Source organism: Natronomonas sp. CBA1123, assembly GCF_009741925.1.
Lineage (GTDB): Archaea > Halobacteriota > Halobacteria > Halobacteriales > Haloarculaceae > Natronomonas.
The window spans coordinates 25,999-52,209 of record NZ_WPCC01000013.1; the positions used below are offsets into that span (position 1 = coordinate 25,999).

The 26,211-nt window shown below is 65.6% G+C and carries 27 protein-coding genes; 17 read left to right on the forward strand and 10 right to left on the reverse strand.

Going from position 1 to position 26,211, the window contains the following annotated elements; translation table 11 throughout:
- Nucleotides 1-5: 5 nt before the first annotated feature.
- Together GJ631_RS08100 and GJ631_RS08105 are read right to left on the reverse strand one after the other, a co-directional pair.
- Nucleotides 6-575: a hypothetical protein gene (locus GJ631_RS08100; RefSeq protein WP_156708667.1), complete on the reverse strand. Its 570-nt coding sequence runs from the start codon at nucleotides 573-575 to the stop codon at nucleotides 6-8.
- A gap of 71 nt (nucleotides 576-646) precedes the next feature.
- Nucleotides 647-1,159, reverse strand: a complete 513-nt coding sequence (locus GJ631_RS08105) for a macro domain-containing protein (RefSeq protein ID WP_156708668.1) — start codon at nucleotides 1,157-1,159, stop codon at nucleotides 647-649.
- Between the two features lie 104 nt (nucleotides 1,160-1,263).
- On the opposite strand from GJ631_RS08105, the gene GJ631_RS08110 reads away from it, so the two are divergent.
- From GJ631_RS08110 to GJ631_RS08125, 4 genes are read left to right on the forward strand one after another with little or no spacing between them, the layout of a single operon-like run.
- Nucleotides 1,264-1,668 carry a hypothetical protein gene (locus GJ631_RS08110; RefSeq protein WP_156708669.1) on the forward strand — a complete coding sequence of 135 codons (405 nt, stop codon included), beginning with the start codon at nucleotides 1,264-1,266 and terminating at the stop codon, nucleotides 1,666-1,668.
- Nucleotides 1,669-1,715: 47 nt separating this feature from the next.
- Complete coding sequence (locus tag GJ631_RS08115; protein ID WP_156708670.1) at nucleotides 1,716-2,411, forward strand: YqjF family protein; 696 nt, start codon at nucleotides 1,716-1,718, stop codon at nucleotides 2,409-2,411.
- A gap of 52 nt (nucleotides 2,412-2,463) precedes the next feature.
- Nucleotides 2,464-3,069 carry a PH domain-containing protein gene (locus GJ631_RS08120; protein WP_156708671.1) on the forward strand — a complete coding sequence of 202 codons (606 nt, stop codon included), beginning with the start codon at nucleotides 2,464-2,466 and terminating at the stop codon, nucleotides 3,067-3,069.
- Nucleotides 3,069-4,541 carry a PH domain-containing protein gene (locus GJ631_RS08125; RefSeq protein ID WP_156708672.1) on the forward strand — a complete coding sequence of 491 codons (1,473 nt, stop codon included), beginning with the start codon at nucleotides 3,069-3,071 and terminating at the stop codon, nucleotides 4,539-4,541. The genes GJ631_RS08120 and GJ631_RS08125 overlap by 1 nt, the downstream gene beginning before the upstream one ends.
- On the opposite strand, the gene GJ631_RS08130 is transcribed toward GJ631_RS08125, so the two are convergent.
- A complete protein-coding gene (locus tag GJ631_RS08130; RefSeq protein WP_156708673.1) occupies nucleotides 4,542-4,874 on the reverse strand; it encodes a VOC family protein in 333 nt (110 codons plus the stop codon).
- Nucleotides 4,875-4,924: 50 nt separating this feature from the next.
- Between GJ631_RS08130 and GJ631_RS08135 the strand changes: the two genes are divergently transcribed.
- The 6 genes from GJ631_RS08135 to GJ631_RS08160 are packed head-to-tail and all read left to right on the forward strand — an operon-like array spanning nucleotide 4,925 to nucleotide 10,518.
- Nucleotides 4,925-5,719, forward strand: coding sequence for a hypothetical protein (locus GJ631_RS08135; protein WP_156708674.1), 795 nt, complete (start codon nucleotides 4,925-4,927; stop codon nucleotides 5,717-5,719).
- Nucleotides 5,720-5,761: 42 nt separating this feature from the next.
- Complete coding sequence (locus tag GJ631_RS08140; protein WP_156708675.1) at nucleotides 5,762-6,619, forward strand: hypothetical protein; 858 nt, start codon at nucleotides 5,762-5,764, stop codon at nucleotides 6,617-6,619.
- Between the two features lie 44 nt (nucleotides 6,620-6,663).
- A complete protein-coding gene (locus GJ631_RS08145) occupies nucleotides 6,664-6,894 on the forward strand; it encodes a CDGSH iron-sulfur domain-containing protein (RefSeq protein ID WP_156708676.1) in 231 nt (76 codons plus the stop codon).
- Between the two features lie 40 nt (nucleotides 6,895-6,934).
- Nucleotides 6,935-9,358 (forward strand): penicillin acylase family protein, encoded by a 2,424-nt coding sequence (locus GJ631_RS08150; protein ID WP_156708677.1) that lies wholly within the window; start codon nucleotides 6,935-6,937, stop codon nucleotides 9,356-9,358.
- Nucleotides 9,355-9,711 carry a hypothetical protein gene (locus GJ631_RS08155; RefSeq protein ID WP_156708678.1) on the forward strand — a complete coding sequence of 119 codons (357 nt, stop codon included), beginning with the start codon at nucleotides 9,355-9,357 and terminating at the stop codon, nucleotides 9,709-9,711. Before GJ631_RS08150 ends, GJ631_RS08155 begins: the two co-directional genes overlap by 4 nt.
- A gap of 24 nt (nucleotides 9,712-9,735) precedes the next feature.
- Nucleotides 9,736-10,518, forward strand: a complete 783-nt coding sequence (locus tag GJ631_RS08160; RefSeq protein ID WP_156708679.1) for an HAD-IIA family hydrolase — start codon at nucleotides 9,736-9,738, stop codon at nucleotides 10,516-10,518.
- 3 nt (nucleotides 10,519-10,521) lie between these two features.
- Here the strand turns inward: GJ631_RS08160 and GJ631_RS08165 are convergent, their stop codons facing one another.
- Nucleotides 10,522-13,353: a penicillin acylase family protein gene (locus GJ631_RS08165; protein ID WP_156708680.1), complete on the reverse strand. Its 2,832-nt coding sequence runs from the start codon at nucleotides 13,351-13,353 to the stop codon at nucleotides 10,522-10,524.
- A gap of 178 nt (nucleotides 13,354-13,531) precedes the next feature.
- Here GJ631_RS08165 and GJ631_RS08170 point away from each other — a divergent pair, with 178 nt between their 5' ends.
- The 3 genes from GJ631_RS08170 to GJ631_RS08180 all read left to right on the forward strand — a co-directional run bounded on the left by GJ631_RS08170 (nucleotide 13,532) and on the right by GJ631_RS08180 (nucleotide 15,684).
- Nucleotides 13,532-13,687 (forward strand): hypothetical protein, encoded by a 156-nt coding sequence (locus GJ631_RS08170; RefSeq protein WP_156708681.1) that lies wholly within the window; start codon nucleotides 13,532-13,534, stop codon nucleotides 13,685-13,687.
- A gap of 165 nt (nucleotides 13,688-13,852) precedes the next feature.
- Nucleotides 13,853-15,106, forward strand: a complete 1,254-nt coding sequence (gene rbcL, locus GJ631_RS08175; RefSeq protein ID WP_156708682.1) for a type III ribulose-bisphosphate carboxylase — start codon at nucleotides 13,853-13,855, stop codon at nucleotides 15,104-15,106.
- Between the two features lie 59 nt (nucleotides 15,107-15,165).
- A complete protein-coding gene (locus GJ631_RS08180; RefSeq protein WP_370518596.1) occupies nucleotides 15,166-15,684 on the forward strand; it encodes a hypothetical protein in 519 nt (172 codons plus the stop codon).
- Nucleotides 15,685-15,688: 4 nt separating this feature from the next.
- Here GJ631_RS08180 and GJ631_RS08185 read toward each other — a convergent pair whose 3' ends face one another.
- A complete protein-coding gene (locus tag GJ631_RS08185) occupies nucleotides 15,689-16,240 on the reverse strand; it encodes a hypothetical protein (RefSeq protein ID WP_156708683.1) in 552 nt (183 codons plus the stop codon).
- 84 nt (nucleotides 16,241-16,324) lie between these two features.
- On the opposite strand from GJ631_RS08185, the gene GJ631_RS08190 reads away from it, so the two are divergent.
- Nucleotides 16,325-18,979, forward strand: coding sequence for an AAA domain-containing protein (locus GJ631_RS08190; RefSeq protein WP_370518597.1), 2,655 nt, complete (start codon nucleotides 16,325-16,327; stop codon nucleotides 18,977-18,979).
- 9 nt (nucleotides 18,980-18,988) lie between these two features.
- Here GJ631_RS08190 and GJ631_RS08195 read toward each other — a convergent pair whose 3' ends face one another.
- From GJ631_RS08195 to GJ631_RS08210, 4 genes are read right to left on the reverse strand one after another with little or no spacing between them, the layout of a single operon-like run.
- A complete protein-coding gene (locus tag GJ631_RS08195) occupies nucleotides 18,989-20,587 on the reverse strand; it encodes a hypothetical protein (protein ID WP_197424913.1) in 1,599 nt (532 codons plus the stop codon).
- Nucleotides 20,578-21,312 carry an ABC transporter ATP-binding protein gene (locus GJ631_RS08200; RefSeq protein WP_370518598.1) on the reverse strand — a complete coding sequence of 245 codons (735 nt, stop codon included), beginning with the start codon at nucleotides 21,310-21,312 and terminating at the stop codon, nucleotides 20,578-20,580. Before GJ631_RS08200 ends, GJ631_RS08195 begins: the two co-directional genes overlap by 10 nt.
- Before the next feature lie 49 nt (nucleotides 21,313-21,361).
- Nucleotides 21,362-22,252, reverse strand: a complete 891-nt coding sequence (locus GJ631_RS08205) for a 3-keto-5-aminohexanoate cleavage protein (RefSeq protein WP_156708685.1) — start codon at nucleotides 22,250-22,252, stop codon at nucleotides 21,362-21,364.
- A gap of 36 nt (nucleotides 22,253-22,288) precedes the next feature.
- The gene (locus GJ631_RS08210) at nucleotides 22,289-23,107 is read right to left on the reverse strand and encodes an enoyl-CoA hydratase/isomerase family protein (RefSeq protein WP_156708686.1); all 819 of its coding nucleotides are present in this window, start codon (nucleotides 23,105-23,107) and stop codon (nucleotides 22,289-22,291) included.
- 141 nt (nucleotides 23,108-23,248) lie between these two features.
- On the opposite strand from GJ631_RS08210, the gene GJ631_RS08215 reads away from it, so the two are divergent.
- Entirely contained in the window at nucleotides 23,249-25,027 is a 1,779-nt protein-coding gene (locus tag GJ631_RS08215; protein ID WP_156708687.1) for an acyl-CoA dehydrogenase family protein, read from the forward strand.
- Between the two features lie 69 nt (nucleotides 25,028-25,096).
- On the opposite strand, the gene GJ631_RS19225 is transcribed toward GJ631_RS08215, so the two are convergent.
- Complete coding sequence (locus GJ631_RS19225; protein WP_255453921.1) at nucleotides 25,097-25,222, reverse strand: hypothetical protein; 126 nt, start codon at nucleotides 25,220-25,222, stop codon at nucleotides 25,097-25,099.
- Between the two features lie 306 nt (nucleotides 25,223-25,528).
- Here GJ631_RS19225 and GJ631_RS08220 point away from each other — a divergent pair, with 306 nt between their 5' ends.
- Together GJ631_RS08220 and GJ631_RS08225 are read left to right on the forward strand one after the other, a co-directional pair.
- Nucleotides 25,529-25,924 carry a nuclear transport factor 2 family protein gene (locus GJ631_RS08220; protein WP_156708688.1) on the forward strand — a complete coding sequence of 132 codons (396 nt, stop codon included), beginning with the start codon at nucleotides 25,529-25,531 and terminating at the stop codon, nucleotides 25,922-25,924.
- Complete coding sequence (locus GJ631_RS08225; protein WP_156708689.1) at nucleotides 25,924-26,163, forward strand: hypothetical protein; 240 nt, start codon at nucleotides 25,924-25,926, stop codon at nucleotides 26,161-26,163. Before GJ631_RS08220 ends, GJ631_RS08225 begins: the two co-directional genes overlap by 1 nt.
- Nucleotides 26,164-26,211: the final 48 nt, after the last annotated feature.

Here is a 26,211-nt window from a genome sequence, read left to right on the forward strand (position 1 = left end):
TCGAACTACTGGGCGGTCTCGTCTTCTTCGGTCCCCGCCGAGCGCTCGGGTGCGGGGACGGCCGCGACCTTTTCACCTTCGCTCACCCGACTCGTGATGTAGGCGCTCACCAAGCCGACCAGTCCGACCGGGAGACTCACCTGAACGGTCAGCGTGAGGAGGCCGGCCGGGTCGAGCGGGCCGCCTCCACCGCCACCGCTCCCGCCGCCTCCACCCAAAGCGCCGTACTCGGCGAGGACGGAGAACGTAAAGAACAGCGATAGGGCGACGAACAGATAGAATCCGAGGAACGAACTGATGCCGACGACGACCGCCGCGGCACCTTCCCTGTCTGGGAGTACCTGCCCGACGACGACGCCGGCGACCACCGAGGCTATCGGGCCGGTCGCGTACACGATGACGATGACGACGAGGAACATGAGTCCGACCTGCGTCACGTCGAGGGGGTTCGTTCCGGGGTCGACGAACTGCTCGATGAAGAAACTGAGCGTGAAGTTCCCGGCCAGTCCCAACCCGATACCGAGGACCCCGAACGTGCCCACCACTGCCAGTGCGTACGTGAACAGCCGTCTCATGTTCCGTCCAAACGCACCGGAACGGGTGTGATTGTTGCCGCGATACAACGGTTCGTTAAATAGTTCGTCGGTCACTCGCCGCTCCGAACCGACTCGGCGACGGTTCGAACGGTTTCGAACACCTCGTCGCTGTAGGCGATGAACCGCACGTCCGACAGCGACTCGGGGTCGTAGGCGTCGATGGTTTCGGCGATGATGCGGGCGCCCTTTGCGAGGTCGAATCCGGCGACGCCACAGCCGAGGGCGGGAATCACGAGCGACTCACAGCCGCGTCGGTCGGCGGCGGCGAGTGCGTTGTGAGTCGCATCGCGAATGCTCTCGGCGGTCGCTTGACCGTCGCCGTAGTGCGGCATCGCGGCCGCGTGAATCACGTAGTCGGCATCGAGGTCGAAGGCGTCGGTGACGGCCGCCGCTCCGAGGTCGACCGGACCTTCCGCGACGGCGGCCTCGTTGAGGCCACGACCGGCCGCCCGCCTGAGTGCGCCCGCGACGCCCGACCCCATCTGGAGGCTGGTCCCGGCGGCGTTGACGAGTGCGTCCACCGACTGTGCAGCGATATCGCCCTGTACGACGCGGAACTCCATGCGTGACTGTTCGGCCGGCCGAGACAAAAACGCTCGCCGAATCGGACGTTTCCAGTCTCGATTCCGCCAACGCCTTTTTACTGTGCCAACAGTTCACAACACGTATGGCATCGACCGACGCTTCCGGACCGGACGGCGAGGTGACGGACGCCGTCGAGCTGATTCGCAACCGGGCCGAGGAAACAGTGTTCAGCGTCGTTCGGTTCGACCCCGACCGGTTCGAACCGCTGTACGTCGCCTCCGAGACGCGGTCGATGTACCCCGACGAGGAGGCGATGGAGCAACACTTCTCGGAACTCCACGACTACGTCAACGTCGACTTCGCGGAAATCGCGCTGTTCTCGGAGGAACTCCTCCCTGCTGCGGGGTCTGTGAACTACGTGACGACCGCGATGGACGGCGTGAAGATACTTCGGGTCTACGCCGGCCACAGCGGCGTCTTCCTCGCGCTTCACCCCGAGGAACCGGTGGTTCCGCTCGTCGACATCGTCGATGCCCACCTCCTGTAACCTCCGGGACCGACACGCCGAAACCGACGCCGGCCGTATCTTCGACTATGCGGTCGCTCCTCTCGATGACGTGGCGGGACCTGCTGTTCGCTCACTGGCCGGTAGACGCCGGAACCGTCGCTCGACGGCTCCCCGACGGCGTCTCCGTCGACACCTACGACGGCGACGCCTACCTCGGCGTCGTCCCGTTCGTAATGGCCGACATTCGTCCACGAGGCGTTCCCGTCGGCCTCCAGTTCGGTGAACTCAACCTCCGGACGTACGTCACCGTCGACGGCCGGCCGGGCGTGTACTTCTTCAATCTCGATGCCGACGACCGCGTCGGCGTCAGCCTCGCACGGACGCTGTTCCAGTTGCCGTACTACCGTGCCGAGATGGATATTCAAATGCGCGGGGAGGGCGCCGACCGCGAGGTCACGTTCAGGAGCCATCGCCGAGATACCGACGCTGCCCCGGCGGCCTTCGACGCGACGTACGCCCCGGATGGAGCCTTCGAGACGCCCGCTGCTGGCTCGCTCGACGCGTTTCTCACCGAACGCTACCGGTTCTACACGACCGACGACGGCGGCCGACTGTACTACGGCGACATCGACCACGAACCGTGGTCGCTGGCGCCGGCCACCGCCGAAATCCGGACGAACACGCTGTTTTCGGCCAACGGCTTCGAGCACCCCGATGGCGACCCACGACTGCGCTTTGCCGCCCCGATAGACGTGACTGCCGGCCGCATCCACCGCGAGTGAGACGGCGACCGGACACGGCCTACTATATACGACCCGCTCGCAACGAAACCCAATGGACGATACGGACCCAGCAGGCGACGGCCCCCTCGGCGCCGAGTTGGAGCCGGCTGTTCGGCGGGTAGCGACCGGCACCGACGCCGACACCGAGGGCTCACCCGAGGAACGCGTCCCCGACATCGAGTCCCTCGTCGGACCGCAGCAGACGCTCGAACCGGGGATTCAGGCAGTCTGGATACTGCAGGGCGGCATCTCCGCGGCGGTTCTCGGCGTCATCGCCGCCGTCGCGTTCGCGTTTTTCTCTCCCGGTGCCCCGTGGCTCGGCGGCGTCGTCTTCACCGTCGTGTTCCTCCTCGCGGCGGCGCTGTCGGTACTCCGGTATCGGTCGTGGACGTACGAAGTCCGCGAGGACTCGCTGTATCTCGAACGCGGCGTCGTGACGCGCGTAAAAACCGTCGTTCCCTACGTCCGCATCCAACACGTCGACGCCAGTCGTGGCCCCATAGAGCGGACGTTCGGGTTGGCGACGACCGTCGTCTACACCGCCGGCTCTCGCGGCGCCGACGTGTCGATACCCGGACTGACCCCGGAGCGGGCCGATGACCTCCAGAACCGGCTGAAACAGTTGGCCATCGCCGCCGAAGGCGAGGACGCAGTGTAATGAATCTTGACCCGCTGTCGATTCCGTACCGCGCCGGCGAGTCGGTCCTCAGGTTGGCGTGGGTGCTCATCTTCCTCGTCTTCGGCAACCAGACGTTCGGCGGATTCACGGGGGTCGGACTGGTCGTCGTCGCGTGGTTCCTCGTCACGCTCGCGTACCAACTCGTCTACTACCAGCGTTTCGAGTACGAACTCACCGATGACACCCTCGACATCGCGTCGGGCGTCGTCTCCCGGCGGAACCGAGAAATCCCGATTCGCCGGGTCCAGAACGTCGACATCTCGCGCAACGTCGTCCACCGACTGCTCGGCATCGCCCAAATCGACCTCGAAACCGCCGGCGGTTCCTCGACGGAAGCCTCCCTGAAGTACGTCAGTTTTGAGGAGGCAAAGCGACTCCAGTCGGAAATCGGCCGGCTCAAACGAGGTGACACCTCGACGGACGAGACGACCGCCGAAGCGCCGACCGAACGTGAACTGTTCGCCATCACGTCGAAGGAACTCGCGTTGCTCGGCGTCATCGGCATCGACCTCCGGCTGTTGTCGTTCGTGACGGTACTGTTGCCGGTCGTCGCGCCGTCGCTCACCGAGCAGTTCGGCGACCCACTGGTGGGGCTCGCCGTGACGGCGCCGCTTGCGGCCGTCGCAATCGTCGCCGTGACCGCGGCGATAAGCGGCGCACTGGCGGTGACGAACTACTACGGGTTCCGGCTGTCGCGAGTGTCCGAGGAACTCCACTACGAGCGGGGACTCCTCCAGCGGTTCAGCGGCACCATCCCGCTGGAGAAGGTCCAGACGCTCTCCATCTCGGAGAACGTCATCGCCCGACGCCTCGGCTACGCCTCGCTGGCCGTCGAGACGGCCGGCTACTCCCCGAACGACGCCGGTTCACAGTCGGCGGTGCCGCTCGCCGACCGCCGACGGGTGTTCGACCTCGCCCAGTCCGTCGAGTCCTTCGAGGACGTGGCATTCGAGCGACCGCCGAAACGCGCCCGCCAGCGGTACGTCGTCCGCTACGGCATCGTCGCTGCCGTCGTCGTCGCCGCCGCCTTCGCCGTCGACCGGTTCACGGGATTCACCTTCGCGTGGTACGCGACGGCCGTGTTGGTCGTCGCTGCGCCGGTGGCCGCACACCTGAAGTGGCGCAACCTCGGCTACGACCTCCAGTCGGAGTACATCGTCCTCCGGGAAGGGTTTTGGACGCGAACGATTTCGGTCGTTCCCTACTATCGGGTCCAGACCGTCGTCGATTCCCAGACGGTTTTCCAGCGCCGCCGTCGACTGGCGACGCTCGTCGTCGATACCGCCGGGTCCAGCGGCCTGACGAGCGGGGCTACCCGCGCACTCGACATCGACGAGGCGAGGGCGAGCGAACTCCGCGAAATCGTCGCCGACCGTCTTCAGCAGGAGCTCGTCGAGCGACGCGAACAGCGGCGCCGTGAGCGACTCGACTCCATCGAAGCGGCAGCGTGACTACTCGAAGACCTGTATCTCGACGGTTCGGCCCTCCGGGTCCGTGAGGAAACACTGGTAAATCCCGTAGCGGTCGTTGTAGGTCGGCGGCGACTCCCCGACGGACTCCAGTTCGGCGTAGAGTTGGTCGACTGCCGCCCTGGAGTCGACGACGAACGTGAGGATGCCGTCGGTTTCGGCCGTCTCGCGCTCACAGAACCCGAACCGGAACCCACCGACTTCGAGGATGGTGCAGTCGGGCTGTTCGCGCCACACGTCGGCGCCGAGACGCTCGGTGTAGAATTCGATGACCTCGTCGAGTCGCTGCGTCCGAAAGAAGACGATACCGTCCATATTCGCGGTATGGCCACTACCCTTATACGTGGTACGCAACCACGTCGAATATGGTATCCCGTTCGACACTAGCCGTCTCGGTCGTGGTCGTCGTGTTACTCGCCGGATGTTCCGGACTCGTCGGTGACAGCGGCGGCGACGGAACGCCCGAACCCGAGGGGACGCCGGTCCCCGAAGACCCCTCGGAGTTCGACTACGCCGACGGGTTCGGCTCCGACGGCATCACTGACGGACAGCAGGCCGTCGAGAGCTACGATGCCGCCGTCCAATCGCAGGGCAGTTACACCGGTGACTACCAGTACACCATCGACACCCAAGACGGCCAGACCCTCGTCGAGGGTGACTACCGCGTCGACTTCGAGAACGAACAGGCGCTGCGAACCGTCGCAGTCGAAACTGCTGACGCTAACGGGACGAGCGAAACCTACTATGGCGACGGCAAGCAGTACAACCGGAGTTCCTACAACGGCCAGTACGGCGACGTGGCCTCCTCGAACGAGACGTTCCCGGCCTCGGAGCTGACGGCCTCGGAGGCTGTCGAGCCGTTCCTGCTCAACGCCTCCCAGTACGACGCGAGCGTCGAACAGCGCGACGGCGAAACGGTCGTCGTCTACGAGTCCAGCGACATCGAGGGTGCGGGGAGCTTCCTCGGCGTCGACAGTGCCGAGAACGTCTCCTCGTTCGACGCGAGCTTCGTCGTCGACAGCGAGGGGCTCATCCACACCGCGGAGTACGAAATCACCTACACCGTCGACGGCTCCGAGCGGACCGTCGACATGTCATTCGAGCTCTCGTCGCTCGGAGAGACAACCGTCGAACGCCCATCGTGGGTCGACAGTAGTTGAACCGAACACAGCGTTTTTACATTCTCGGTGACAGGAATCGGCATGAACCGCCGACTCGGAGTTCTCGCCGCCCTCGTGTTGTTCGTGTCGCTCGCCGGCTGTTCCGCGCTTCCAGTGTGGGACGAAGGCGGCACCGACACGACGCCTGAGGCGGACGGTGCGACACCGACCCCGACAGCAACGCCGACACCGACCGGCGAATCAAGCGACAGCGTCCCGTCGGCGGACCCCGACGCCGAACCCGGTGAGGGACCGGCCGACGCCACGTATCCAGACGGCTACGGTCCCGGCGGCGTCACCGATGCGGGAACGGCCGCAACGACGCATCTCGACGCTCTCGCCGGCTACGACGGCTACATCTTCAGCTACGACAGCCTCATCCAGGAAGGGGAGGCGAACACGACGTTCACCTACCAGCAAATCGTCGACCGCGACGACGAACGCGCCTACGTCATTCAGGACACTGGCGAAGCATCGCAGGTGTCGTACTTCGAGGACGACCGTGTCTACATCCGGGTCGAATCCGGCGACGAGGTCCGGTACAACGACTCCGGCCGGGCGTACAACATGTCCGAGTTCAGCGGCATCCAGTTCGTCGGGCCGCTGTTGGCAAACGTCGAGTACGGCGACGCGACGGTCCACGAAACCGACCAGGGGACGTTCTACAGTTACGCCAGCGAGAACGTGACCGACCCCGGTGCCATCCTCCGAAGCGATGTCGAGGAAAGCGAAATCGACAGTTTCGAGACGAGCATCGTCATCGACGAGCGAGGCACCATCCGGCGAGCGGCGTTCGTCGTCGAGTCCGACCGGACGGTCTCCGTCCAGATGGGCTTCGGTGAAATCAACGACACGAGCGTCGACCGCCCCGACTGGTTCGAGCAGGCCAACGATTCCTGAGCGCGCCGCGTTACCCTTTTTCCCGCTCGCGTCGGAGTTGCGGTATGGCACGCGAAGTACGCCACGAGGCGACTGCTCCGGCCGTGTTCGACGAGTCCGACCTCGCTGAGGACGGCAAACTGTTCATCTGTCGATGTGGGCTCTCATCGGAGGGACCGCTGTGTGACGGCTCCCATCGGGCGACCGAAGACGAAGCCGAGGGTGTCGTCTACCGGTACGACGCCGACGGCGAGAGTCGTCGCATCGTCGAGGCCCTCGAACTCTCCGAGGAGTAACGCGACGTAGATTTTTGACCCTCGGCCGTGTCCGGAGGGTATGCGCCCGACTCGACAGCGGCTTCTCGCAGTCCTCCTCGCGGCGGTCCTCGTCGGTAGCCTCGTCGTCGCCAGTGGCCCAATCGCCCTCGTTGCGCCCTTCAGCGGCGACGCGTGGGCACTGACCGACGAAGCGAACCCCGATTCGGCCGGCAGCCAACTCTCCCGTGCGGCGACCGGTCCGACGACCGTCGACAGCCCGTACGGCGAGGCGACGGTCCGGTACGACGAGCGCGGCGTCCCACACGTCGAGGCCGAAAACGACCGGGCGCTGGCCTACGCCGTCGGCTACGTGCAGGCTCGGGACCGCCTGTTCCAACTCGACCTCCAGCGCCGACTGATGCGAGGGGAACTCGCCGAGGCGTTCGGGCCCGGGCAGGTCGAATCCGACCGCTTCCACCGGCAGATGGACTTCGCGGCCGCGGCCAACGCCTCGTGGGAAGCCATCGAAGACGAGGAGACTCGCGCCGGCGTCGAAGCCTACGCCGACGGCGTCAACCGCTACATGGACGACCGGCCGCTGCCCGTGGAGTTCCAGGTCGCGGGCTACGAACCCGACCGGTGGACGCCACAGGACACGCTTCTCGTCGGCAAACTCGTCTCCTGGGGGTTGACCGGCTCCTTTGCGGACATCGAGGAGGCGACCGTTCGAGAGCGAGTCGACGGTGCCGACGAGCTGTACCCCGACCGCCTCGACCACGACACGCCCATCGTCCGCAACGGGACGGCCAGCGCCGGCTCCCAGGCCTCCGTCGCCCGCCCCGCCCCCGAGAAGGCCGACTTCGGCGCGATACACGACGCCGTCGCACCCTACGAACCCGAACGCGGTATCGGGTCGAACAGTTGGGTCGTCTCCGGAAATATGACCGCGGACGGCACGCCGGTCGTCGCCAACGACCCCCACCTCCAACTCACCGTCCCGCCGACGTGGTACGAGATGCACCTCCAATCGCCCGAAACGAGCGTTCGCGGCGTCTCCTTCCCCGGCCTTCCCGTGGTCGTCATCGGCGCGACCGACGAGGTGTCGTGGGGGTTCACCAACGTCGGCGCCGACGTACTCGACACCTACACCTACGAGTGGGTCGACGAGGAGACCTACCGCTACGAGGGCGAGACGCGAACCGTCGAATCGCGAACGGAAAACATCGCGGTCTCCGGCGGCGAGAACCGAACCGTCGAGGTACAGAAGACCGTCCACGGGCCGCTGCTCGAACGCGAGGGGCAACGCGTCTCGGTGGCGTGGCTCGGCCTCACCGGAACGCGGGAGGCCGAGGCCGTCTACGACCTCAACCAAGCCGACAGCGTCGACGACGTGCGAACGGCGCTGCGACGGTTCGATTTGCCGACACAGAACATCGTCGCCGCCGACCGCGACGGCGAGACGCTGTTCCGAATCACCGGCCAGTATCCGATTCGGACCGTCGACAACGAGACGGTCGCCGGCGACCAGGTCTTCGACGGGTCGGCCGGTCACGGCGAGTGGGCCGGGTTCGAACCGTACGGGGTCAGCGACTTCGACGGTGCCGGATTCGCCGACTTCGAAGACTACCCCGAGGTCCGAAACGCCCCCTACGTCGCCACGGCCAATCAACGCACCACCGACGACCCGCCGTTCTACATCACGCGGAGTACGCGCTATGCCGACGGCTACCGCGGTGAGCGCATCTACGAGCGACTCGACGAACGGGCCGCTTCGGGCGAGCCGATGAACCGGTCGTTCCACACCGACCTGCAGGGCGATACCTACTCGAAGGCGGCCGAAGCGTTCCTGCCGCACCTGAACGGCGCTCGCGAGGAGATGACTCCGGAGCAGCGCGCCGCGGTCGATGACCTCGAAGCGTGGGACCGCCGGATGGACGCCGATTCGGAGGCGGCGCTCGTCTTCCGGGTGTGGCTCGACGCCTACCGCAACGCGACGTGGGGACCGCAGTTCCGCGCCAACGGCCTCGACGAGTCGTACTTCCCGGCCGACCGGACCCTGGAGACGCTGCCGGCCGACAGCCAGTGGTACGACGACCCACGCACCCGCGAAACCGAGACGCGTGCCGACATCGCCGCACGGGCGCTCAACCGGACGCTGGATAGAATCGACAGTGCGGGTTACGACACCTACGGCGACTACAACCGCCTCGATTTGAACCACCCGTTCCCGCTTGCCTTCCTCGACTACGAGGAGCGCGCGATGGACGGCTCGCCCAATACCGTGTTCAACTTCCGTTCGGACCGCTCGACGCAGGTCGGCGCCTCCTTCCGGATGGTCGTCGACGGCGACGGCGGCGTCGGGTCGCTGCCCGGCGGCCAGTCCGGCAATCCATACTCGCCGCATTACGACGACAGACTCGAGACGTGGGCGGCCGGCGACACCGACCCACTTCCGTTCGAACAGCGTGGTCCGGTCGTCATCCGGTTCGAGGGGGAATCATGAGCGCCGCCGAACGTCTGCGCAGCGTCCGTGAGGGCCCTCGCGCCGAGGCGGCCATCCTCGCCGTCTTCGTCGTCGGACTCCTCGCCAGCGCCGTCCACTGGGCTGGGTTGGTCCTCGCCGGCGCACTCCTCGGTCTCGTCGCCGTCTCGACCGGCCGGGCGTTCGTCCTCGGGGTGTACTTCGGCGCGTTCGTTCTCGCGGCTTACGGCGCCGTGTTGGCGTGGTACGGCACGCTCGCCGCCGTCACGACGGCGTTTCCGCTGTCGCTCGGGCTACTCGCCGTCTCGGTCGTCCTTCCGACCGTGGCGGCGACGATAGTCCGGCTCGGAACTCGCCTCGACACCGAGGGTTAACACCGCCCGACGCCTACCGCGACTATGGCATACGAGGGCGCGGTACTGGACCTCGACGGGACGGTGTACCGCGGCGACGAACTGATACCCGGGGCGGCAGCGGCCATCGACCGCCTCCGTACGGACGGAACGCGGACGCTGTTCTTCTCGAACAACCCGACGAAATCGCGGGCGGCCTACGCCGACCGTCTGCGCGGTCTCGGCATCGATGTCGACCCCGAGTGGATACTGTCGGCCGGCACCGTCACGACGCGGTTTCTCGCCACCGAACACGACGACGATTCGGTGTTCCTCGTCGGTTCGGAGGGTCTTCGGGAGCAGTTCGAGGCCGCCGGTCTCAGCCTCGTCGACGATGCCACCCAATCCGACGTGCTTGTCGCCTCCTACGACCGGGAGTTCGACTACGGCGACATGCTCGCGGGCTACCGTGCTCTCGACGCCGGCGCGACGTTCTACGGGACGGACCCCGATTTGCTCGTCCCACATCACGACGGGATGATTCCGGGGTCGGGTGCCGTTATCAACGCCGTCGGCGGCATCATCGAACGCGACCCCGAGCGAATCCTCGGTAAACCATCCGAGGAGGCTCAACGCGCTGCGCTCGATGTCCTCGACGCGCCGGCCGAGCGGTGTCTCGTCGTCGGCGACCGACTGAACACCGACATCGCCTTGGGCGAGCGTGCGGGCATGACGACGGTGCTGGTTCGGTCCGGTGTCTCGACGGACGATGATATCGAGAAAAGCGACGTTCGACCGGATTACGTCATCGACTCGCTGGCCGAGTTGGATACCGTACTGGACGGCTGACGTTCACTCCAGTAGGTCACCGAGGCCACCGGAGAGTTCCTCGGTCGGCGCTTCGGGCGTCTCGGGTGCTTCGGTGTCGCCGGCCTCCGCGGGCACCTCCGTCGCGCGGTCGAGGATGCCGTTGATGCTCCGCTGCAGTTGCACGGGCACGTTCCGAACGGCGCGGATGCCGCCGCCGGGGACCGACAGGAGGTGGACCGCGAGGTCCGTCGCGGGGCGGGCGATGTCCGCCGCGTCGGAACTCCCCGTCCGGACCGTCTTCTGTTCGACCGCTCGGGACTCGACCTGCTCGCGGGTGATGGGGTGGGGCTTGTAGTCGAAGTTCACGTAGAGGTCGAGTTGGTTGGTCAGTCGGTCGGGTTCGTCGCCGGCCAAGGTCAAGGGGAGTTCGTCGATGCTCTGGTGACCGGAGTTACTCGGCGGCAACACGGACTTCGAGTCGTCCAGTCCCTCCCCGATGACAATGGACTGTTGGAAACTCGAGCGGTTCGACATCGGGATGCGACTGGGGTTGGCGGCACCGAGCGGCGAGAACTCGCTTTGTCGGTTCTCCAACAGCCATTCTGTGGGGTCGTCGCGGCCGTAACGCTCCGAAAGCGTGTCTGCGGCCCGCTGCATCGCCTTCCGGATGACTGCGTTGCGCTGTTGGTCCCGGGAGGCCTTGTTCTCGCCGTCGATATCGTCGAACCACCGGTGGTCAGTGTCGCCGTCGATAGCGGCGACGAGCGTCACGTCCTCGTTGACCGTCGCGCCGTGGTCGGCGGCGTGGGGGTCGCCGCCGCCCTGTCCGTCGACGGCGGTCGGGTCGTAGTTCAGCGACGGGGTCTGTTCGCCCAACTCGTCTCCGAACACCAACTCCTGGAGTTCTTTGCGGACCTCCTCCCAGATTGCCATCCCGCCGTTGTCGTAGGTGCCGTTCGAACCGGGGCGGAACGAGTAATCCGTCTCCTGCCAGGTCTCCAGTTCCGCGGCCATGGCCTTCAGCTGGGAGTCGACGAATCCTGGTTTGGTCGCCCCTATCATCGCAGGCACCGACCGCGGGGCGAAGGGGTGTTCGACCCCGCAGTCCTCGACGATGTCGGCGACGTCTTGTCTGGTGAGGTTGCCGTCGGTGCGCTCGATGGCCTCGCCGATGAGTCGCTCCATCACGTCGACGCGGTGGACGGTGCCCCACTGTTGTTCGCTGTCGCCGGAGCGCCACCCCGGCGCCGGGGCGTTGTTCCAGTTGACGACGTAACCGCGGTCGGGGTCGCGGACGCTGGCGCCGATGTTCGTGCCCACGTCGACGCCGCCCCAGTCGTGTTCGGAGACGGGTTTTGGCATCCGGGGGTCGCCGTCGCCGCGGCGGTCCGGTAGCTTGCCGGTCCGGAAGAACGCGATTTCGTCGTCGGAGACGACGTGGAAGTTGAAGCCGAAGGGGAACTCCGAGAGGTACGACTCGAACTCGTCGATGCTGTTTGCGCGGCCGACTTCGGCCCACTGGAAGGCGCCGTCGAGTTCGTCCATCCGCGTCGTCGCGCGCTGACAGTAGGCGATGTTCTCTTCGGGGTTCCACGCGACGACCGGCATCGAGGTGCCTTCCTGTTCGACGCGGGCGACTTCCTGTTGGACCACGTCGTAGCTCCCTGGGTCGGTCTGTCCCTGCGCGACGCCGCCGACCGGACTGGTGTAGTGGGTCACCTGCTCGGTGGCCATCTCGTGCCACTCGCCGTTCCACTTGTAGCGGTGTTTGTCGTCGGGGTCGAGTTCGACGGCGATAGTGTCAACCATGTCGTCGCCGGAGGTGGTGACCGTCCACGCGATTTCAGGGGTCCGACCGATGACGAGTGCGGGTGCGCCGACGACACCCATCCCGACCACGTCGAAGCCGGCACCGTGGAGGCCGACTTCGTACGGTATCGGCGGCTTGAACAGCCCCATCTGGGGGCCGGCACCGAGAATCGGTTTGTCGACGGCGCTGAGTTCGCTGCCGACGATGATGGCGTTGGAGCCGAACTTGAACCCCTCCATCATCCCGCGTGACTGTCGGAGCCCTTCGGTGACGCCGTCGGGGATTTCGAGGGCACTGCTGACACCCCAGGGTTCGATGTCCTTGGCGGCTCGAATCACCTCCAGTTGCTCCTCGGAGAGGTCGTCGTACGCGAGGGCCTCCTCGTCCGTCGTCTCGATTTCGGCCTCGTCGACGGAGCCGTAGTGGTCGTCGGGGACGACGACGTGGTTGTAGTCGCCGTAGGCCTCCCACGCCTCGCGTTCGCTGTCGAAGTTCTCGAACATCTCGGCGAGCGTCTTCGCGTTCGACAGCTCGCTGCCGCCGCCGACGCCGAAGAAGCCGATGGCGTAGTTGATGAACGCGATGGAGTCCTCCGGCTTCCACGGTTCGGGGACCCGGCCCAGCGCCGCGAACTCCCCGGGGAGGTTCCCCTTCGCCGCCATCTCGCTGATTCGTCGATTGACGCCGTCTGCGTACCCGCGGAGGGCCTCTCGGGTCGTCTCGCTGGCCTGTTCCCACTGTTGATTTATCTCCTCGCGGCTGTAGAGGTCGCGGCGAACCTCGATGTCGGAAGGCAACTGTGCGGGGCCGAGCCACTCGGCGCTCTCGCCGCGGCCGAGCAGCCGGACGGCGTCCATCTGGAACAGGCGGTCCCGCGCTTGGACGTAGCCGTTGCCGAAACTCAGCGAGTACACGTCGTCGGCGTAGATGTGACTGACGCCATAGGAGTCGGTCAGTATCTCTACGTTCTCAATCGGGCTCTCTACCTGTGCAGTGGCCGTTCCGGTTCCCAGTAATCCGGCGGCTGTCGCCCCCGTCGCCCCGAGAAATGTGCGTCGCTTCATGAACGTACGCCGCGTTTTGTGTTTCTATTGTTAGGTTCATCGCCGTCGATAGTGGGTTACTTATATCGATTCCTGCAGACGCGGGTCGAGTCCGTCGAACCCGCGGTACTGACCCACGGAACCTTCGAGTGGTAACGTCTGACAAGGATTTATATACGATGGGTGCCGACACACTGGTATGGTTGAACACCACACACCATACGAGTACGGCGACGCTGAGACGGAAGCGCTGGGCGAGGACCCGCCGCACGAACGCCAACACGGCGTCGACACGGTCATCGTCGACGGGTCGGTGATGAGCTACAGGAGCTACACCAGCGAAGAGCCGGACTGATACCGGGCCGAGCGATTCGGCCACCGACCGGTCGCTGCCGACGGCCGGTCCGGTACGACGACCACTGTTCTCGACTAACTTCGAGCCCCGTGAGCGTTGCGCTTCGTTTGGGATTGCGGCGACCGGCAACCCCTATTAAGTCACCGGGCGACGAAGGTTCTCGGTATGGAGTACGCCGATTTCCTCGACGAGAGCTACGACCCCCAACCCGACGACCTCGTCTGTACGTTTCGGCTCGTACCGGGAGAAGGGCTGTCGGTCGAAGCGGCGGCCGCCCGCGTCGCCTCCGAGAGTTCCAACGGCACGTGGGCCGCCCTCTCACCGGAGTCGGACGTCCGGCAGTACTCGGCTCTGGCCTGCGACATCGGCGGGGAGGGCGAATACGGCACCGAAGTCACCGTCGCCTACCCCCAGGCGCTGTTCGAGGACGGCAGTATGGCACAGGTGCTGTCCTGTATCGCCGGCAACATCATGGGGATGAAAGCCGTCGATACAATCCGACTGCTCGACTGTGAGTGGCCCGAAGGTCTCGCCGGCTCGTTCCCCGGGCCACAGTACGGCTCGGCGGTCCGAACCGAAATCCTCGATGCCGCCGACCGACCGCCGCTTGCGACCGTTCCCAAGCCGAAAGTCGGGCTGTCGACAGAAGAGCACGTCCAGGTCGGCTACGACGCGTGGGTCGGTGGGGTCGACCTCCTGAAAGACGACGAGAACCTCACCGACCAGGACTTCAACCCCTTCGAGACGCGCGTTGCCGATTCCCTGGAAGCGCGGGACCGCGCCGAGGAGGAAACTGGCGAGCGCAAGGACTACCTCGTCAACATCACCGCCGAAACCGACGAGATGGTCCGCCGCGCCGACTACGTCGCCGACCAGGGCGGGTCGTTCGTGATGGTCGACATCATCACAGCCGGGTGGAGCGGCCTCCAGACGGTCCGCCGTCGGACCGAGGACCTCGGTTTGGCGATTCACGCCCACCGCGCGATGCACGCGGCCTTCGACCGCCTGCCCCAACACGGTGTCTCGATGCGCTGTCTCGCACAGTTCGCGCGCCTCTGTGGCGTCGACCACATCCACACGGGGACCGCTGGACTCGGCAAACTGGAAAACGAAGACACCGCCGGCATCAACGAGTGGCTCCGCTCGGACCTCCACGGTCACAACGACGTGCTGCCGGTCGCAAGCGGCGGCCTCCATCCGGGCATCGTCGACCAACTGCTCGACGCCTTGGGGACGAACGTCATGGTCCAGGCCGGCGGCGGCATCCACGGCCACCCCGATGGCACCGAAGCGGGCGCTCGCGCACTCCGGGCGGCCGTCGACGCTTCCGTCGAGGGTGAGTCACTCCAGTCGCGCGCCGAGTCCGTTCCGGAACTCGCCACGGCACTGGAGAAGTGGGGCACCGAGACACCGCGATAACACGCCACCAGTCGCCACGTCTCACGAACGCTTATTCCGTCAGGTGTCCACCAAGTGGTGTGATTCCCACCACCCTTGGCGCCGTGGTGCCGCTGGCAGTACAGGTCGATATCGGCTCGCAATTCGATGCCAATCCACTCGTCAGCTTGCTTGGTAGCGCCGCCGGCGCCTTCCTGACAACGCTCGTCGTCGGGGCCATCATGATAGCTCTCGCCCCCGAGTACACCGAGGTTCGGATGGCGGACGTTCTCGATAATCCGCTCGGCTCGTTCCTCTACGGACTCGTCTGTCTGGTGTTCGTCGTCCTCGTCACGTTCGTCCTCGCCATCACCATCATCGGAATCGTTGTGGCGATTCCGTTCGCCCTGCTTTCGTATCTAGTCTGGGCCGTCGGCGCGGCCATCGCCTTCCTCGCTATCGGCGACCGACTCGTCGGCCACGAGGACGGCTGGCCGAAACCGCTTCTCGTCGGGGCGGCAATCAACGGTGCGCTGACGCTCACCGGCGTCGGCAGCATCGTCACGTTCGGAATCGGTGCGGCTGGGTTCGGCGCTGTGTTGCGAGCGTATCTCGAATAAATCGCTACTGGAAGCCGCGGCCCACGTCTTCGTCCTCGATGAGGTCATCCAGTTCCTTCGTCAGCAGTTCCTCGGCTTCATCGAACGTCTCCGAGAGGTCGTCGAGACCCTCGGGGCGGTCGTACATGTCGTAGGCCATCGGTCCGTGTGCGGGGCTGTCGAGGGCCTCCATCACGTCTTCGAACAGCGCGTCGCCGGTCGTCGGCGCTTCCGCGTGGGTCTCGATGACGGTTTCGAGTTCCTTCGCGCGCTCCTTAGCTTCGTCTTCGTCCGCAATGCCCTGATTGACGCCGAAGCGGCCGCCGCTGTCCTGTCCGGGGAACAGCGGGTCGAGGTCGTCGTCGATTTTCCGGGCGACGCGAGAACCGACCCCCTGGACCTCGAAGGGGTTCTTCGCGTAGGTCTTCAGTTGGTAGACGCCGACCGAGGGGTGGCCGAGGAACATGTCCTCGCCGACGCCGCCGCGACGGTCGCCGGCCACCGCTCGCCAGTCGCCCGGGTCGGCCCCCGAGTCGACCACGTCTTCGAGGATGTCCTGCCAGTCACGGACGCGCATACCGCGTTCTCGGTGGGGCAACGGAAAGAAGGTGTCGGCTTCGACGACCGATAGCGTTTTTCCGCCGAGGACGCAGGGGAGTATGTGAACATCAGAGGCCCCATCGTCGAGGCACGCGACCCCCGAACCGTCGAGACGAGTCGCGGGACCTCCGAACTCGCCGAAGTGCTCGTCCGCCCCGACCGAGGTGCCGCCGAGGCGGTACAGGTGACGCTGTGGGGGAAGTGGACCGAAACCGCCGAACTGTTGGAGGAGGGGATGGACCTCCTCGTGACCGACGCCGAACAGCGTGAGTTCCGCGGTGAAACCCAGTACTCGACGACCGGCGACTCGCTGGTGGTCGTCGAACCCGACTTCCTCGTCGACGTGACCGACATCCGCGGGTGGGTACAGTGTCCCCGCGTCTACTATCTCAACAAACTGAGCGGGATTCCGCTGAAGTATCCGGTCGTGAAGGGGACCGTCGTCCACGAGGTGTTCGGCGACTTGCTCCGTGGCCGGGACCTCGACGACAGCATCGACGAGCGGGTCGCGGAGGCCGCACTCGATTTGGGATTGCTCGGCGAAACCGCCGATTCGGTCGCCGACGACGTGCGACAGAACGCCGCCGCAATCCAGGGGTGGCTCCAGCAGGGAACCCTCTCCGACGAGGACTCGTGGCGCTCCGAGCAGACGCTCATCTCCGAGCGATTCGGCATCAAAGGACGGGCCGACGCCGTCCGACGCGGGATGCCCGTCGAGTTGAAGACCGGCAAGAACACGACGCGTGACCCTCGATTTCAGGACAAGGTGCAGGCGGCCTGTTATGCGCTGCTGTTGGCCGACAGTGTTGCGGACGCACCCGATACGGGGACGCTTCTGTACACGAAGAACACGGCGCTGGACCGAAACGAGGAATCGGGAGACCTCTCGCCGGCCAAGGAGTTCGCCATCGGCCCCGGCTTCCTGAAGTTCGTCCTTCGGCAGCGCAACGAAATCGCCGCCGCAGAGTACGACCTGACGGTGCCCACCGGGTACGAGGCCGACGCCAAATGCGAGTACTGCTTCGAACAGGACACCTGCATGGTCGTCGCCGGCCGCCTCAACCAGGAGTCGAAAGCCGGCCAAATAGGGCAACCGCTCCCCGAAGAAGAGCGGACGTACTTCGAGCGGTTCTACCGTGCCATCGAGGAGGAACGTCGGGAAGTCCACCGCGAGTACCGCAAACTGTGGGAGCAATCCGCCGAGGAACGCGCCGACGACGACCGGGCACTGCTGGACCTCGAACCGCTCGGTCGAGAACCGGTTTCGGGCGGCCGCTGGCGACTGCGGGCCCAACGAACCTCCGAGGCGGTGTCGAAGATACGCGAAGGCGACCGCGTGCTGGCCAGCGACGGCCACCCGACCCGCGGGACAGCGGAGTTGGCGACCGTCGAGGAACTGGGCGAGGAGGTCGTCGTCACCGCCGACGAACCGCTCGAACTCCGGCGCCTCGACGTGTATCCCTCCGAAATCGGCGTCGACAGGCAGTTGACGGCACTTCACGACGCCATCCTCCGTGGCGACCCCGACCGCAAGGACGTGCTGTTCGGCCGTCGCGACCCCGATTTCGCCGAGGGGAACCGAACCTACATCGACAACAACGACGCCCAGAACGAGGCGGTGAACCTCGCGGTCACCGCCGAGGACTTCGCGCTCGTCCACGGCCCGCCGGGGACGGGCAAAACCTACACGCTCGCGCGAACGATTCGCGCCCTCGTCGACCGCGGCGAGCGCGTGTTGCTGTCGGCGTTTACGAACCGCGCCGTCGACAACGCTATCGAGGCGCTCGAAGAGCAGGGATTCACCGACATCGTCCGCTGGGGGTCGGAGACTGGGGTTCGGGAGGACATGCAGGAGTACCGACTCGAACGGTCCGGTGACCCCCGAGAGCGCGCCGCGGCGCTTCGGGACGCCAGCGTCGTCGCGGCGACGACCGCCGCCTGCGGGTCGCGCGTCCTGAAGGAACAGCAGTTCGACGCCGCCGTCGTCGACGAGGCCGGACAGTTGACCGAACCGGGGACGTTCCTCGCGGCGAACCTCGCAGACCGGTTTGTGTTGGTCGGCGACCACCAGCAGTTGCCGCCGGTCGTTCGGGCCGAAAACGACCTTCAGGAGTCGCTGTTCCAGCGGCTCATCGAGGCGTATCCGGGCGCCGGCGTGATGCTCGACAAGCAGTACCGGATGAGCCAGCGCGTGCAGTACTTCTCCAGTCGGGAGTTCTACGACGGGGCGCTCCGCCCGGCGACCGGCGAGGTCGCGGCCCAGCGACTCGACGATTTGCCGGGCGTCTCGACGGACGCGCTACCGCCCGAACTCCGAGACCCCGTCTCCTTTGTCGACCCCGACGGCGTCGCCGACGGGAACACGAACTCCATCGAGGCCGACCGCGTCGCCGACGTCGTCGCGTCGTTCCGCGAGGCAGGCGTCGACCCCGACGACATCGGCGTCATCGCGCCGTTTCGGGCGCAGGTCGCCGAGATTTCGCGCCGACTGCCGGACGTGGCCGTCGACACCGTCGACCGGTTCCAGGGCTCCGCCAAGGAGGTCATCGTCATCTCCTTCGTCGCTACGGAGGACCTCACCAGTCCCATCTTCGAGGACCACCGTCGGGTGAACGTCGCGCTGACGCGGGCGAAGAAGGCGCTCGTGTTGGTCGGCGATTCGGGTGCGCTCTCGACGGACCCGTTCTACGCACGTATGTTAGAGTGGGCGGCCTGAGTTCCCTCGTCACTCGTAGGTGAACCTCTCGACCCGCCGGATTGCGTAGCGATAGAACACGAACCCGACGACTGCGAGGAGCGCCGAAACTACCCCGACCGGCAGGACTCGAACGGCGACCGAGGGCGTATCGAAGAGGTGCGGGGCGGCGATGGCGAGAAAGCCGACGAGTGCGGCGATACCGACGCCGAAGAGGTGGCCGAAGACGGCCCACGGCGTCGGCTGGACCGCCTCGACGCCGAAGACGCGCTGGGATTCGAAGTTCGGGACGAGCGTCCCGAGGCCGACGGCGAGTGCGGCACTGAACCCCGCCAGGACGATGCCGAAGGCGACGACGAGTGCGGCGGTCGTGAGCGTCATCGGACCGACGACGCCCGCGACGACGGCGATTATCAACGCCGGTGGCAACAGCGGCGCGATACCGGCCGCCATACGAGCACGGACCAGCGTCCGGCCGGCCGTCCCCGCGAGCACGACGGTCGGCAGCGCAGCTCCTTCGTCGCCGAGGGGATTCAGCCCGAAGGTCGCACCGGCGAACAACGCACCGACGCCGAGGGCGACGGGCGGAAGCCACAACAGCGGCGCTTCGGCGCCAGCGAGCGAACCCATCGCCGGGAACGTCGCGAAGACGACGTACAGCAAGTGTACGAACCCGGTAGGTGCGCGAACGCCGCGGAGCCACAGCCAGAACACCGCTCGCCCGAGGGGCCGTCCCGACAGGACTCCCGGCACGCTGACAGTTCCGTCGCCGTCAGCCGTGTCGGTTCGGCGGTTGGGGTCACCGAACCACAGTCTGGTCGACAGCGGTATCGACGCCGCGAGGCCGACGACGGTGAGCGAACACACAACGGCGATACCGAACCCCGTCTCGACGCCGACTGGCGGTGCATTCGGTGTCCCGAGGACGAACAGGTCGGCGTACGGGGACAGCGGGAAGGAAGCGAGGACGGGCGGTGGCGACCGGACGAACGCGAGTGCCTCCGGCGTGAGGGCGAACGTCCCGCCGACCAGCACGACCGCACCGAGGATGCCGAGCAGTTGGCCACGCCGTCTGGTTACTCGGAATCGTCGCCCCGCCAGTCGAACGAGCAGGCCGAGGGCGTACCCGACGGTGAGCGTTGCGGCCAGTGCGGGGACGGCGGCGAGAACGGCGACGCCACCCATCGCTGGCGCGCCGAGACCGAAGAGGAAGGGTCCATAGACCACGAGGAAGACGGGACCGAGGACGCCGAGGGTGCGGAGGAACTCGGCGCCGATGAGGCCGACGGTCAGCGCACGCGGGGAGATGGCCGTCAGGAGGTAGTCGGCGTGGTCGACCGTCGAGGCGCGTTCGAGCGCCCGGATGACGCCCAATCCGACGAGGCCGGCGAAGGTGGTGACGAACTGCCCACGGACGACCGTCGTCGACAGCGTCACGTCACCGTTTGCGACCGCTCTGCCGGTCAGATACAGCGACGGCACAGCGCCGACGAGGACGGGTGCCATAGCGAGGATGGCGACCCCGAGTGCGGCGAGTTGCCGTCGGTCCGACAGGAGCGCCCTGAGGCTGCGGCGGGTCTCCGTCCGCGCGACGGTCCACGCGACGGCGGCGTCGGTTCTCACTCCCATCCGTCGGTGATATCGAGGAAGGCGTCTTCGAGACTCCCTTCGCCGCCTTCGACGCGTTGTCGGAGCGATTCGGGCGACCCCTCAGCCAGGAGGCGGCCCTCCGAAAGGACGCCGACGGTGTCGGCGAGTTCCTCGACGACCGGGAGGATGTGCGTCGAGAGGAACACCGTTACGTCCTCGTCAGCGAGGTCGGAAATGAGGTCACGGACCGTTCGGGCCGCACGGGGGTCGAGGCCGCTGGTCGGTTCGTCGAGGAACACCACGTCGGGGTCGTGCAGCACGGTCGCAATGAGCGCTGTCTTCTGTCGCATCCCCTTCGAGTAGGTGCCGATTCGGCGGTCGGCGTCGTCGGCGAGGCCGAACCGGTCGAGATAGCTGTCGATGCGCTCGTCGACATCGCCGAGCCGCCGGAGGTCAGCAACGTAGCGCAGTCCCTCTCTGGCGGTCAACTCGTCGTAGACGGGCGGCACCTCCGGGAGGTAGCCGACGTGTTCGATTACGGCTTCGCGGTCGGTCACGGGGTCGCCACAGACGGATGCGGTCCCCTCGGTCGGCCGGGTCAGCGTCGTCAGCAGCCGCATCGTAGTCGTCTTGCCGGCGCCGTTTGGGCCGAGGAAACCGTAGACGCTGCCGCGTGGTATCGAGAGGTCGAGGCCGTCGACCGCCGCGGTCGAGCCGTAGCGTTTCGTCAGACCGTCGGCGGCGATAGCGGGGCTGGAGGACACGTCTCGGGATTGTGGCCCACGGTAGCAAAATACCGTCGAAAGCGGGGACTCAGAAGTGGTCGGCGTCGATTTCCATGATGTCGGCGGCCTCTTCGGGCGTGGCGGGTTCACGGCCGACGTTGCGGGTCATCTCTGCAGCCTTGGCGACGAGTTCGGGATTCGTCGACATCTCGCCGTTCGGGAGGTAGAAGTTGTCCTCGAGGCCCACGCGGACGTTGCCCCCCATCGCGAGGGCGGCGGCGACGAGTTGCCACTGCTCTCTGGAGATGCCGATGACCTGCCAGTTGGCGCTGTCGGGGAGCTGTCGGACTTGGTGGGCGAGGTTCTCGACGGTCGGCGGAATGCCGCCGAGGACGCCCATCACGAGCGAGAAGTTGATGGGATGTTCGAGGTCGCCCGACTCGACGAACGGTCGGATGTTACCGATGTGGCCGGTGTCGAAACACTCCAGTTCGGGTTTGACGCCGCTGCCGTTCATCGCCTGCAGGAACTCCCGAATCTCGTTGAAGGGGTTCTCGAACACCATGTCGAAGACGAAGTCGTCTCGCGATTCGGAGTACTTCGCGTAGTTCATCGACCCCATGTTCAGTGCCGCGATATCGGGTTGGACGCCCTCGACGTACTTGACGCGGGTGTCGACGGGTTCGTGGAGCGCCCCCGTCGAGAAGTTGATGAGGATGTCGGTGCGGGCGCGCACCTCGTCGTATATCTCCTGATACGTCTCCTCGTCGAAGGTCGGGGAACCGTTGTCGGTGCGGGCGTGGATGTGTGCGATGGCTGCACCGTTCTCGCGGGCCGCAGCGGCGTCTTCGGCGATTTCTTCGGGCGTGTAGGGAATCGCTTCACACTGGTCGCGAGTGGTGAGCGCGCCGGTAAGCGACGCACTGATTACTGCTTTGTCGGGGTCGTTGCCTTTGACTGAGTCTTGTTCGATGGTCATGGTTGTGTCGTGGTGTGGTTTCGGTCGGTTAGCGGGCTATTCCTCGTCGGGGCGGCCCTTCCAGTCTGGTTCGCCATCGGTGAGGAAGGAGTTGAACCCTTCCTCGGCGTCGTCGCTCATCGCCAGCATTGTCACCATCTCGCGCATGTAGTCCAGCGCCTCGTCGAAGTTCATCTCGCGTTGGTTGTAGAACGACTCCTTGCCGATTTCTATCATGAACTCCGAGGGGGTCACGAGGTCGTCGACGAGGCCGTTCAGTTCCTCGTCGAACGCCGCCTCGGGGACGAGGTCGGTGACGAAGCCGATGTCCTGAGCTTTTTCCGCGTCGAAGTGTTCGCCGGTGAAGAGGTATTTGAACGCCTGTTTCTCGTTGACCGTCCGCATGATGGGGACGAGCGCCTGTGCGGGGAAGATGCCGATGTCGACTTCCGGGGTGCCGAAGGTGGCTTCCTCGCTGGCGACGATGACGTCGCAGGCGGCGGCCAACCCCATCCCGCCGGCCAGACAGTACCCTTCGACGGCGGCGACGGTGAGGGCGGCGGTGTCGACGGCCTTCTCGATGAGCTGTTTCATGCCGGCAAAGCCCTCGCGGTAGGCCTTCGACCCCTGTCCGACGGCGCTTGCCATCGACTTGATGTCGCCGCCGGCACAGAAGGTGCCCTCCGCGCCGCGGATGACGACCACGCGTGCGGGCCCGTCGTCGGCGAAATCGAGGACGGCCGAGAGGCCGTCGATGACGTTGCCGTTTAATGCGTTGCGCTGGTCGGGGCGGTCGATGGTCGCCCGGACGACGAGGTCGTCGTCGTCGACCGTCACGTCCAAATCCTCGTTCGAGAGTTCGTCGCTCGTGGCCATCCTGTCGAAGGCATGCGGTGGCGTCGGTATGATGATTTCGGACGGGTGTAAACGAACAATTAGTTTAACCGTGAAATGCGGAATCGAAGTTTTCCGGCCGTCCGGCGTGGGTTTATACTTCGGGACTCGAAACGCCCCGGTATGGCGACCGACCCGATACGGTACGGCGACTACGACGAAGGGCGGTACTGCAACTACTGGGAGTTGGACCCGACGCTGCAGTTCGAAGCGCGGCGTATCTACCCCGACGACGAGTACGAGTGGGCCGAGGACGTGCTGTCGGGTTACGGCGAGGTACTCGGCGAGCGAATGGCCGACACCGCCGACCGAATCGATAAGGAGGGCCACGAACTGCAGTCGTTCGACAAGTTCGGCAACCGACTCAACGAGGTGGAGTATCACCCTCTCATCGAGGAACAGGAGCAACTCACCTACGAGGAGTTCGGCGTCACCCACGACGCCTTCCACGCGCCGCCGGGCCGCGACGAGCCGGTCGGGCTGAGCCACACCCTGATGATGCAGGCGCTGCTCTCCTACGTCGACGGCGGGTTCTGCTGTCCGGTGTCGATGACGACCGGCGCAGCCATCGTCCTCGACAAGTTCGACGACGGCGAACTGGAGGAGTACTTCCAGGGACTCACCAGTCGCGACCTCGAAGACCACATCGAAGGGGCGATGTTCCTCACCGAAGAACAGGGCGGCTCCGACGTGGGTGCAAACGAAGTTCGCGCCGAGCGAACCGACGAGGACGGCGTCTACGAACTGTACGGCGAGAAGTGGTTCTGTTCGAACATCGACGCCGAGGGCGCACTCGCGTTGGCGCGGACGCCCGACGCTCCCGAGGGAACCGAGGGGCTGTCGTTGTTCCTCGTCCCGCGGACGAAACCGAACGGCGAGGTCAACGAATCACACTTCCGCCGGCTGAAGGACAAACTCGGTACCATCTCGGTGCCGACCGGCGAAATCGAGTTCGAGGGCGCCGAAGCGTACCTCGTCGGCGAGGAGGGTGAGGGGTTCAAATACATGGCCGAGATGATGAACTTCGAGCGCCTGACGAACGCGACGGGCGCAATCGGTATCATGGGCCGGGCGCTGCTGGAGGCGAAAGTTCGCGCTGCGGACCGCGAGGCCTTCGGCAACCCCATCGACGAGTACCCTCTGATGCGTCGGGACCTCGTGGACATGTCCGTCGACTACGAGGCGGGAACCGTCTTCTCCTTCGAGGGTGCGCGTCTGTTGGACGAGCGGGAACGGCAGGGCGACGACTCCGATGCGTACAAACTGATGCGGCTGTTCATCCCCATCGCGAAGTACAAGACAGCGCGGATGTCCGTCGACACGGCGTCGTACGCGATGGAAATCCTCGGCGGGAACGGCTACGTGCGGGAACACACCACCGAGCGCCTGCTGCGGGACGCACAGGTGCTTCCCATCTGGGAGGGCCCCTCGAACATCCTCGCGTTGGACGTGTTGCGCGCGCTCAACCGCGAGAACGCCCACGAGGCGCTGCTCCCGTACGTCCAGGAGAAACTCGACGGCGTCGAACACCCCCTCCTCGAGGAGCTAGCCGACGATGTCGAAGCCGAGTTCCTCGAACTCCAGAACGCGCTGGCGACGATGGCGACCGAAGACGGCGACTACGCCCAATATCACGCCAAGCGACTGGCCGACCTCATCTTCGACGTGGTCAGCGCGGCTCTCCTGCTGGAGGAGGCCCAGTGGCAAATCGACGAGGAAGACGACGGCCGAAAGGCCCTCGTCGCCCAGCGGTTCGTCGAGACGCGCTTCGGCGACGACGAAGCCTACGGCGTCGCCTCCGGCGACCGCTTCGCGATGGACGACGAGAACTTCGCCGCCGTCGCCCACTACGCCAGCGTCGAACCGGAGTCGCTAGTCGAGGCGGCGCCGGCCAACGACTGACGGCTTTCGCGGTTTCGAAGTCGGCCGTCGCTGGACGGCGTGAAAACGGTAGAATACCGAAACGATTGCTCAGAGGCGGTGGCTGAATACGGTCTCTTCGAGGGTCTCCGCTTCGAGGGTCGAGGGAGTGGACTCGTCGGTCTTAATCGGGACCATCGGCGCGCCGGTGTTGGTTTCGTCGGTGTAGCGGGTCATGTGTCGTCGGGCGCTTTCGCGCTGTACTCCATGAACAACAGTGAGGGATAATAAAGTTAATGAACGATAATGTTAAAACACTCCTATGACCTTAAGGACGTAATGATATTTGTACGATTGAATCTATACTCGACACAAATAACACGTAATGGCAATTCTATACCGATAGACAGACGAATGAATGGTGGTTTGTAAATCAGTCCGGCCCCTGTCAATTCGGTCGATTTACAGTTATCACCTCGATTTCTCCCGCAAGCCCCGATTCGCAATCAGTAGGAGTAAGTTCCCGCCAATCAAAGCGCTGGCATGGACGCCGAGTCGACGATTCGGGCCTACTACGACGCGCTCCGGGTGGGCGAGCCGCTGTATCCGTTCTTCGCCCGCGAGGAGTCGACCGTCAAGTTCGGCATCGGCGAGCGACTGACGGGGTACGAGGAGGTCGAAGCCGGCCTCCGCGAGCAAACCGAGACGACCGATGGCTGGGTCGTCGACAGCGACCGACTGGCCGTCACCGAACGCGACGAGCACGCGTGGTTCTCCGACGACGTGTTCATGGCCTGGAACAGCCTCGAACGCGGTATCCGTTATGAGTTCGAAACCCGCTGGAGCGGCACGCTCGAACGACGCGGCGACGACGCCGACCTCGGCACCGACTGGCGGTTCGTCGGGATGCATGTTTCGACCGAGGGGGGGACGAACTGATGGTCGGCCCCATCTCCGACGAGGACCGCGAGCGGACGATGCGCAAGCTAAAAATCGGGTCCGTCCTGCTCGTCGGCGCCTCGGCGGGCCTCATAACGCTACAGGGCGACGCCTCCATCGAAGTCGTTGCGGGGGCGATTGCAATCGGCCTGCTCGTCGGGATGGCGCTCGTGTGGTATCTGTTCCCCGACACGGAGGCGCTGTCGCCGGCGTCGAACCGGGAGTACCGCCGGAAATGACAGTTTCAGTTCCGCATCCGTTATAAGTCACACTCCCCCACGGTGAAG

Bases quoted from the DNA above. Each gene is read 5' to 3' on its own strand.
- GJ631_RS08100 (WP_156708667.1), bottom strand. From the start codon at position 575: ATGAGACGGCTGTTCACGTACGCACTGGCAGTGGTGGGCACGTTCGGG.
- GJ631_RS08105 (WP_156708668.1), bottom strand. From the start codon at position 1,159: ATGGAGTTCCGCGTCGTACAGGGCGATATCGCTGCACAGTCGGTGGAC.
- GJ631_RS08110 (WP_156708669.1), top strand. From the start codon at position 1,264: ATGGCATCGACCGACGCTTCCGGACCGGACGGCGAGGTGACGGACGCC.
- GJ631_RS08115 (WP_156708670.1), top strand. From the start codon at position 1,716: ATGCGGTCGCTCCTCTCGATGACGTGGCGGGACCTGCTGTTCGCTCAC.
- GJ631_RS08120 (WP_156708671.1), top strand. From the start codon at position 2,464: ATGGACGATACGGACCCAGCAGGCGACGGCCCCCTCGGCGCCGAGTTG.
- GJ631_RS08125 (WP_156708672.1), top strand. From the start codon at position 3,069: ATGAATCTTGACCCGCTGTCGATTCCGTACCGCGCCGGCGAGTCGGTC.
- GJ631_RS08130 (WP_156708673.1), bottom strand. From the start codon at position 4,874: ATGGACGGTATCGTCTTCTTTCGGACGCAGCGACTCGACGAGGTCATC.
- GJ631_RS08135 (WP_156708674.1), top strand. From the start codon at position 4,925: ATGGTATCCCGTTCGACACTAGCCGTCTCGGTCGTGGTCGTCGTGTTA.
- GJ631_RS08140 (WP_156708675.1), top strand. From the start codon at position 5,762: ATGAACCGCCGACTCGGAGTTCTCGCCGCCCTCGTGTTGTTCGTGTCG.
- GJ631_RS08145 (WP_156708676.1), top strand. From the start codon at position 6,664: ATGGCACGCGAAGTACGCCACGAGGCGACTGCTCCGGCCGTGTTCGAC.
- GJ631_RS08150 (WP_156708677.1), top strand. From the start codon at position 6,935: ATGCGCCCGACTCGACAGCGGCTTCTCGCAGTCCTCCTCGCGGCGGTC.
- GJ631_RS08155 (WP_156708678.1), top strand. From the start codon at position 9,355: ATGAGCGCCGCCGAACGTCTGCGCAGCGTCCGTGAGGGCCCTCGCGCC.
- GJ631_RS08160 (WP_156708679.1), top strand. From the start codon at position 9,736: ATGGCATACGAGGGCGCGGTACTGGACCTCGACGGGACGGTGTACCGC.
- GJ631_RS08165 (WP_156708680.1), bottom strand. From the start codon at position 13,353: ATGAAGCGACGCACATTTCTCGGGGCGACGGGGGCGACAGCCGCCGGA.
- GJ631_RS08170 (WP_156708681.1), top strand. From the start codon at position 13,532: ATGGTTGAACACCACACACCATACGAGTACGGCGACGCTGAGACGGAA.
- rbcL (WP_156708682.1), top strand. From the start codon at position 13,853: ATGGAGTACGCCGATTTCCTCGACGAGAGCTACGACCCCCAACCCGAC.
- GJ631_RS08185 (WP_156708683.1), bottom strand. From the start codon at position 16,240: ATGCGCGTCCGTGACTGGCAGGACATCCTCGAAGACGTGGTCGACTCG.
- GJ631_RS08195 (WP_197424913.1), bottom strand. From the start codon at position 20,587: ATGGGAGTGAGAACCGACGCCGCCGTCGCGTGGACCGTCGCGCGGACG.
- GJ631_RS08205 (WP_156708685.1), bottom strand. From the start codon at position 22,252: ATGACCATCGAACAAGACTCAGTCAAAGGCAACGACCCCGACAAAGCA.
- GJ631_RS08210 (WP_156708686.1), bottom strand. From the start codon at position 23,107: ATGGCCACGAGCGACGAACTCTCGAACGAGGATTTGGACGTGACGGTC.
- GJ631_RS08215 (WP_156708687.1), top strand. From the start codon at position 23,249: ATGGCGACCGACCCGATACGGTACGGCGACTACGACGAAGGGCGGTAC.
- GJ631_RS19225 (WP_255453921.1), bottom strand. From the start codon at position 25,222: ATGACCCGCTACACCGACGAAACCAACACCGGCGCGCCGATGGTCCCG.
- GJ631_RS08220 (WP_156708688.1), top strand. From the start codon at position 25,529: ATGGACGCCGAGTCGACGATTCGGGCCTACTACGACGCGCTCCGGGTG.
- GJ631_RS08225 (WP_156708689.1), top strand. From the start codon at position 25,924: ATGGTCGGCCCCATCTCCGACGAGGACCGCGAGCGGACGATGCGCAAG.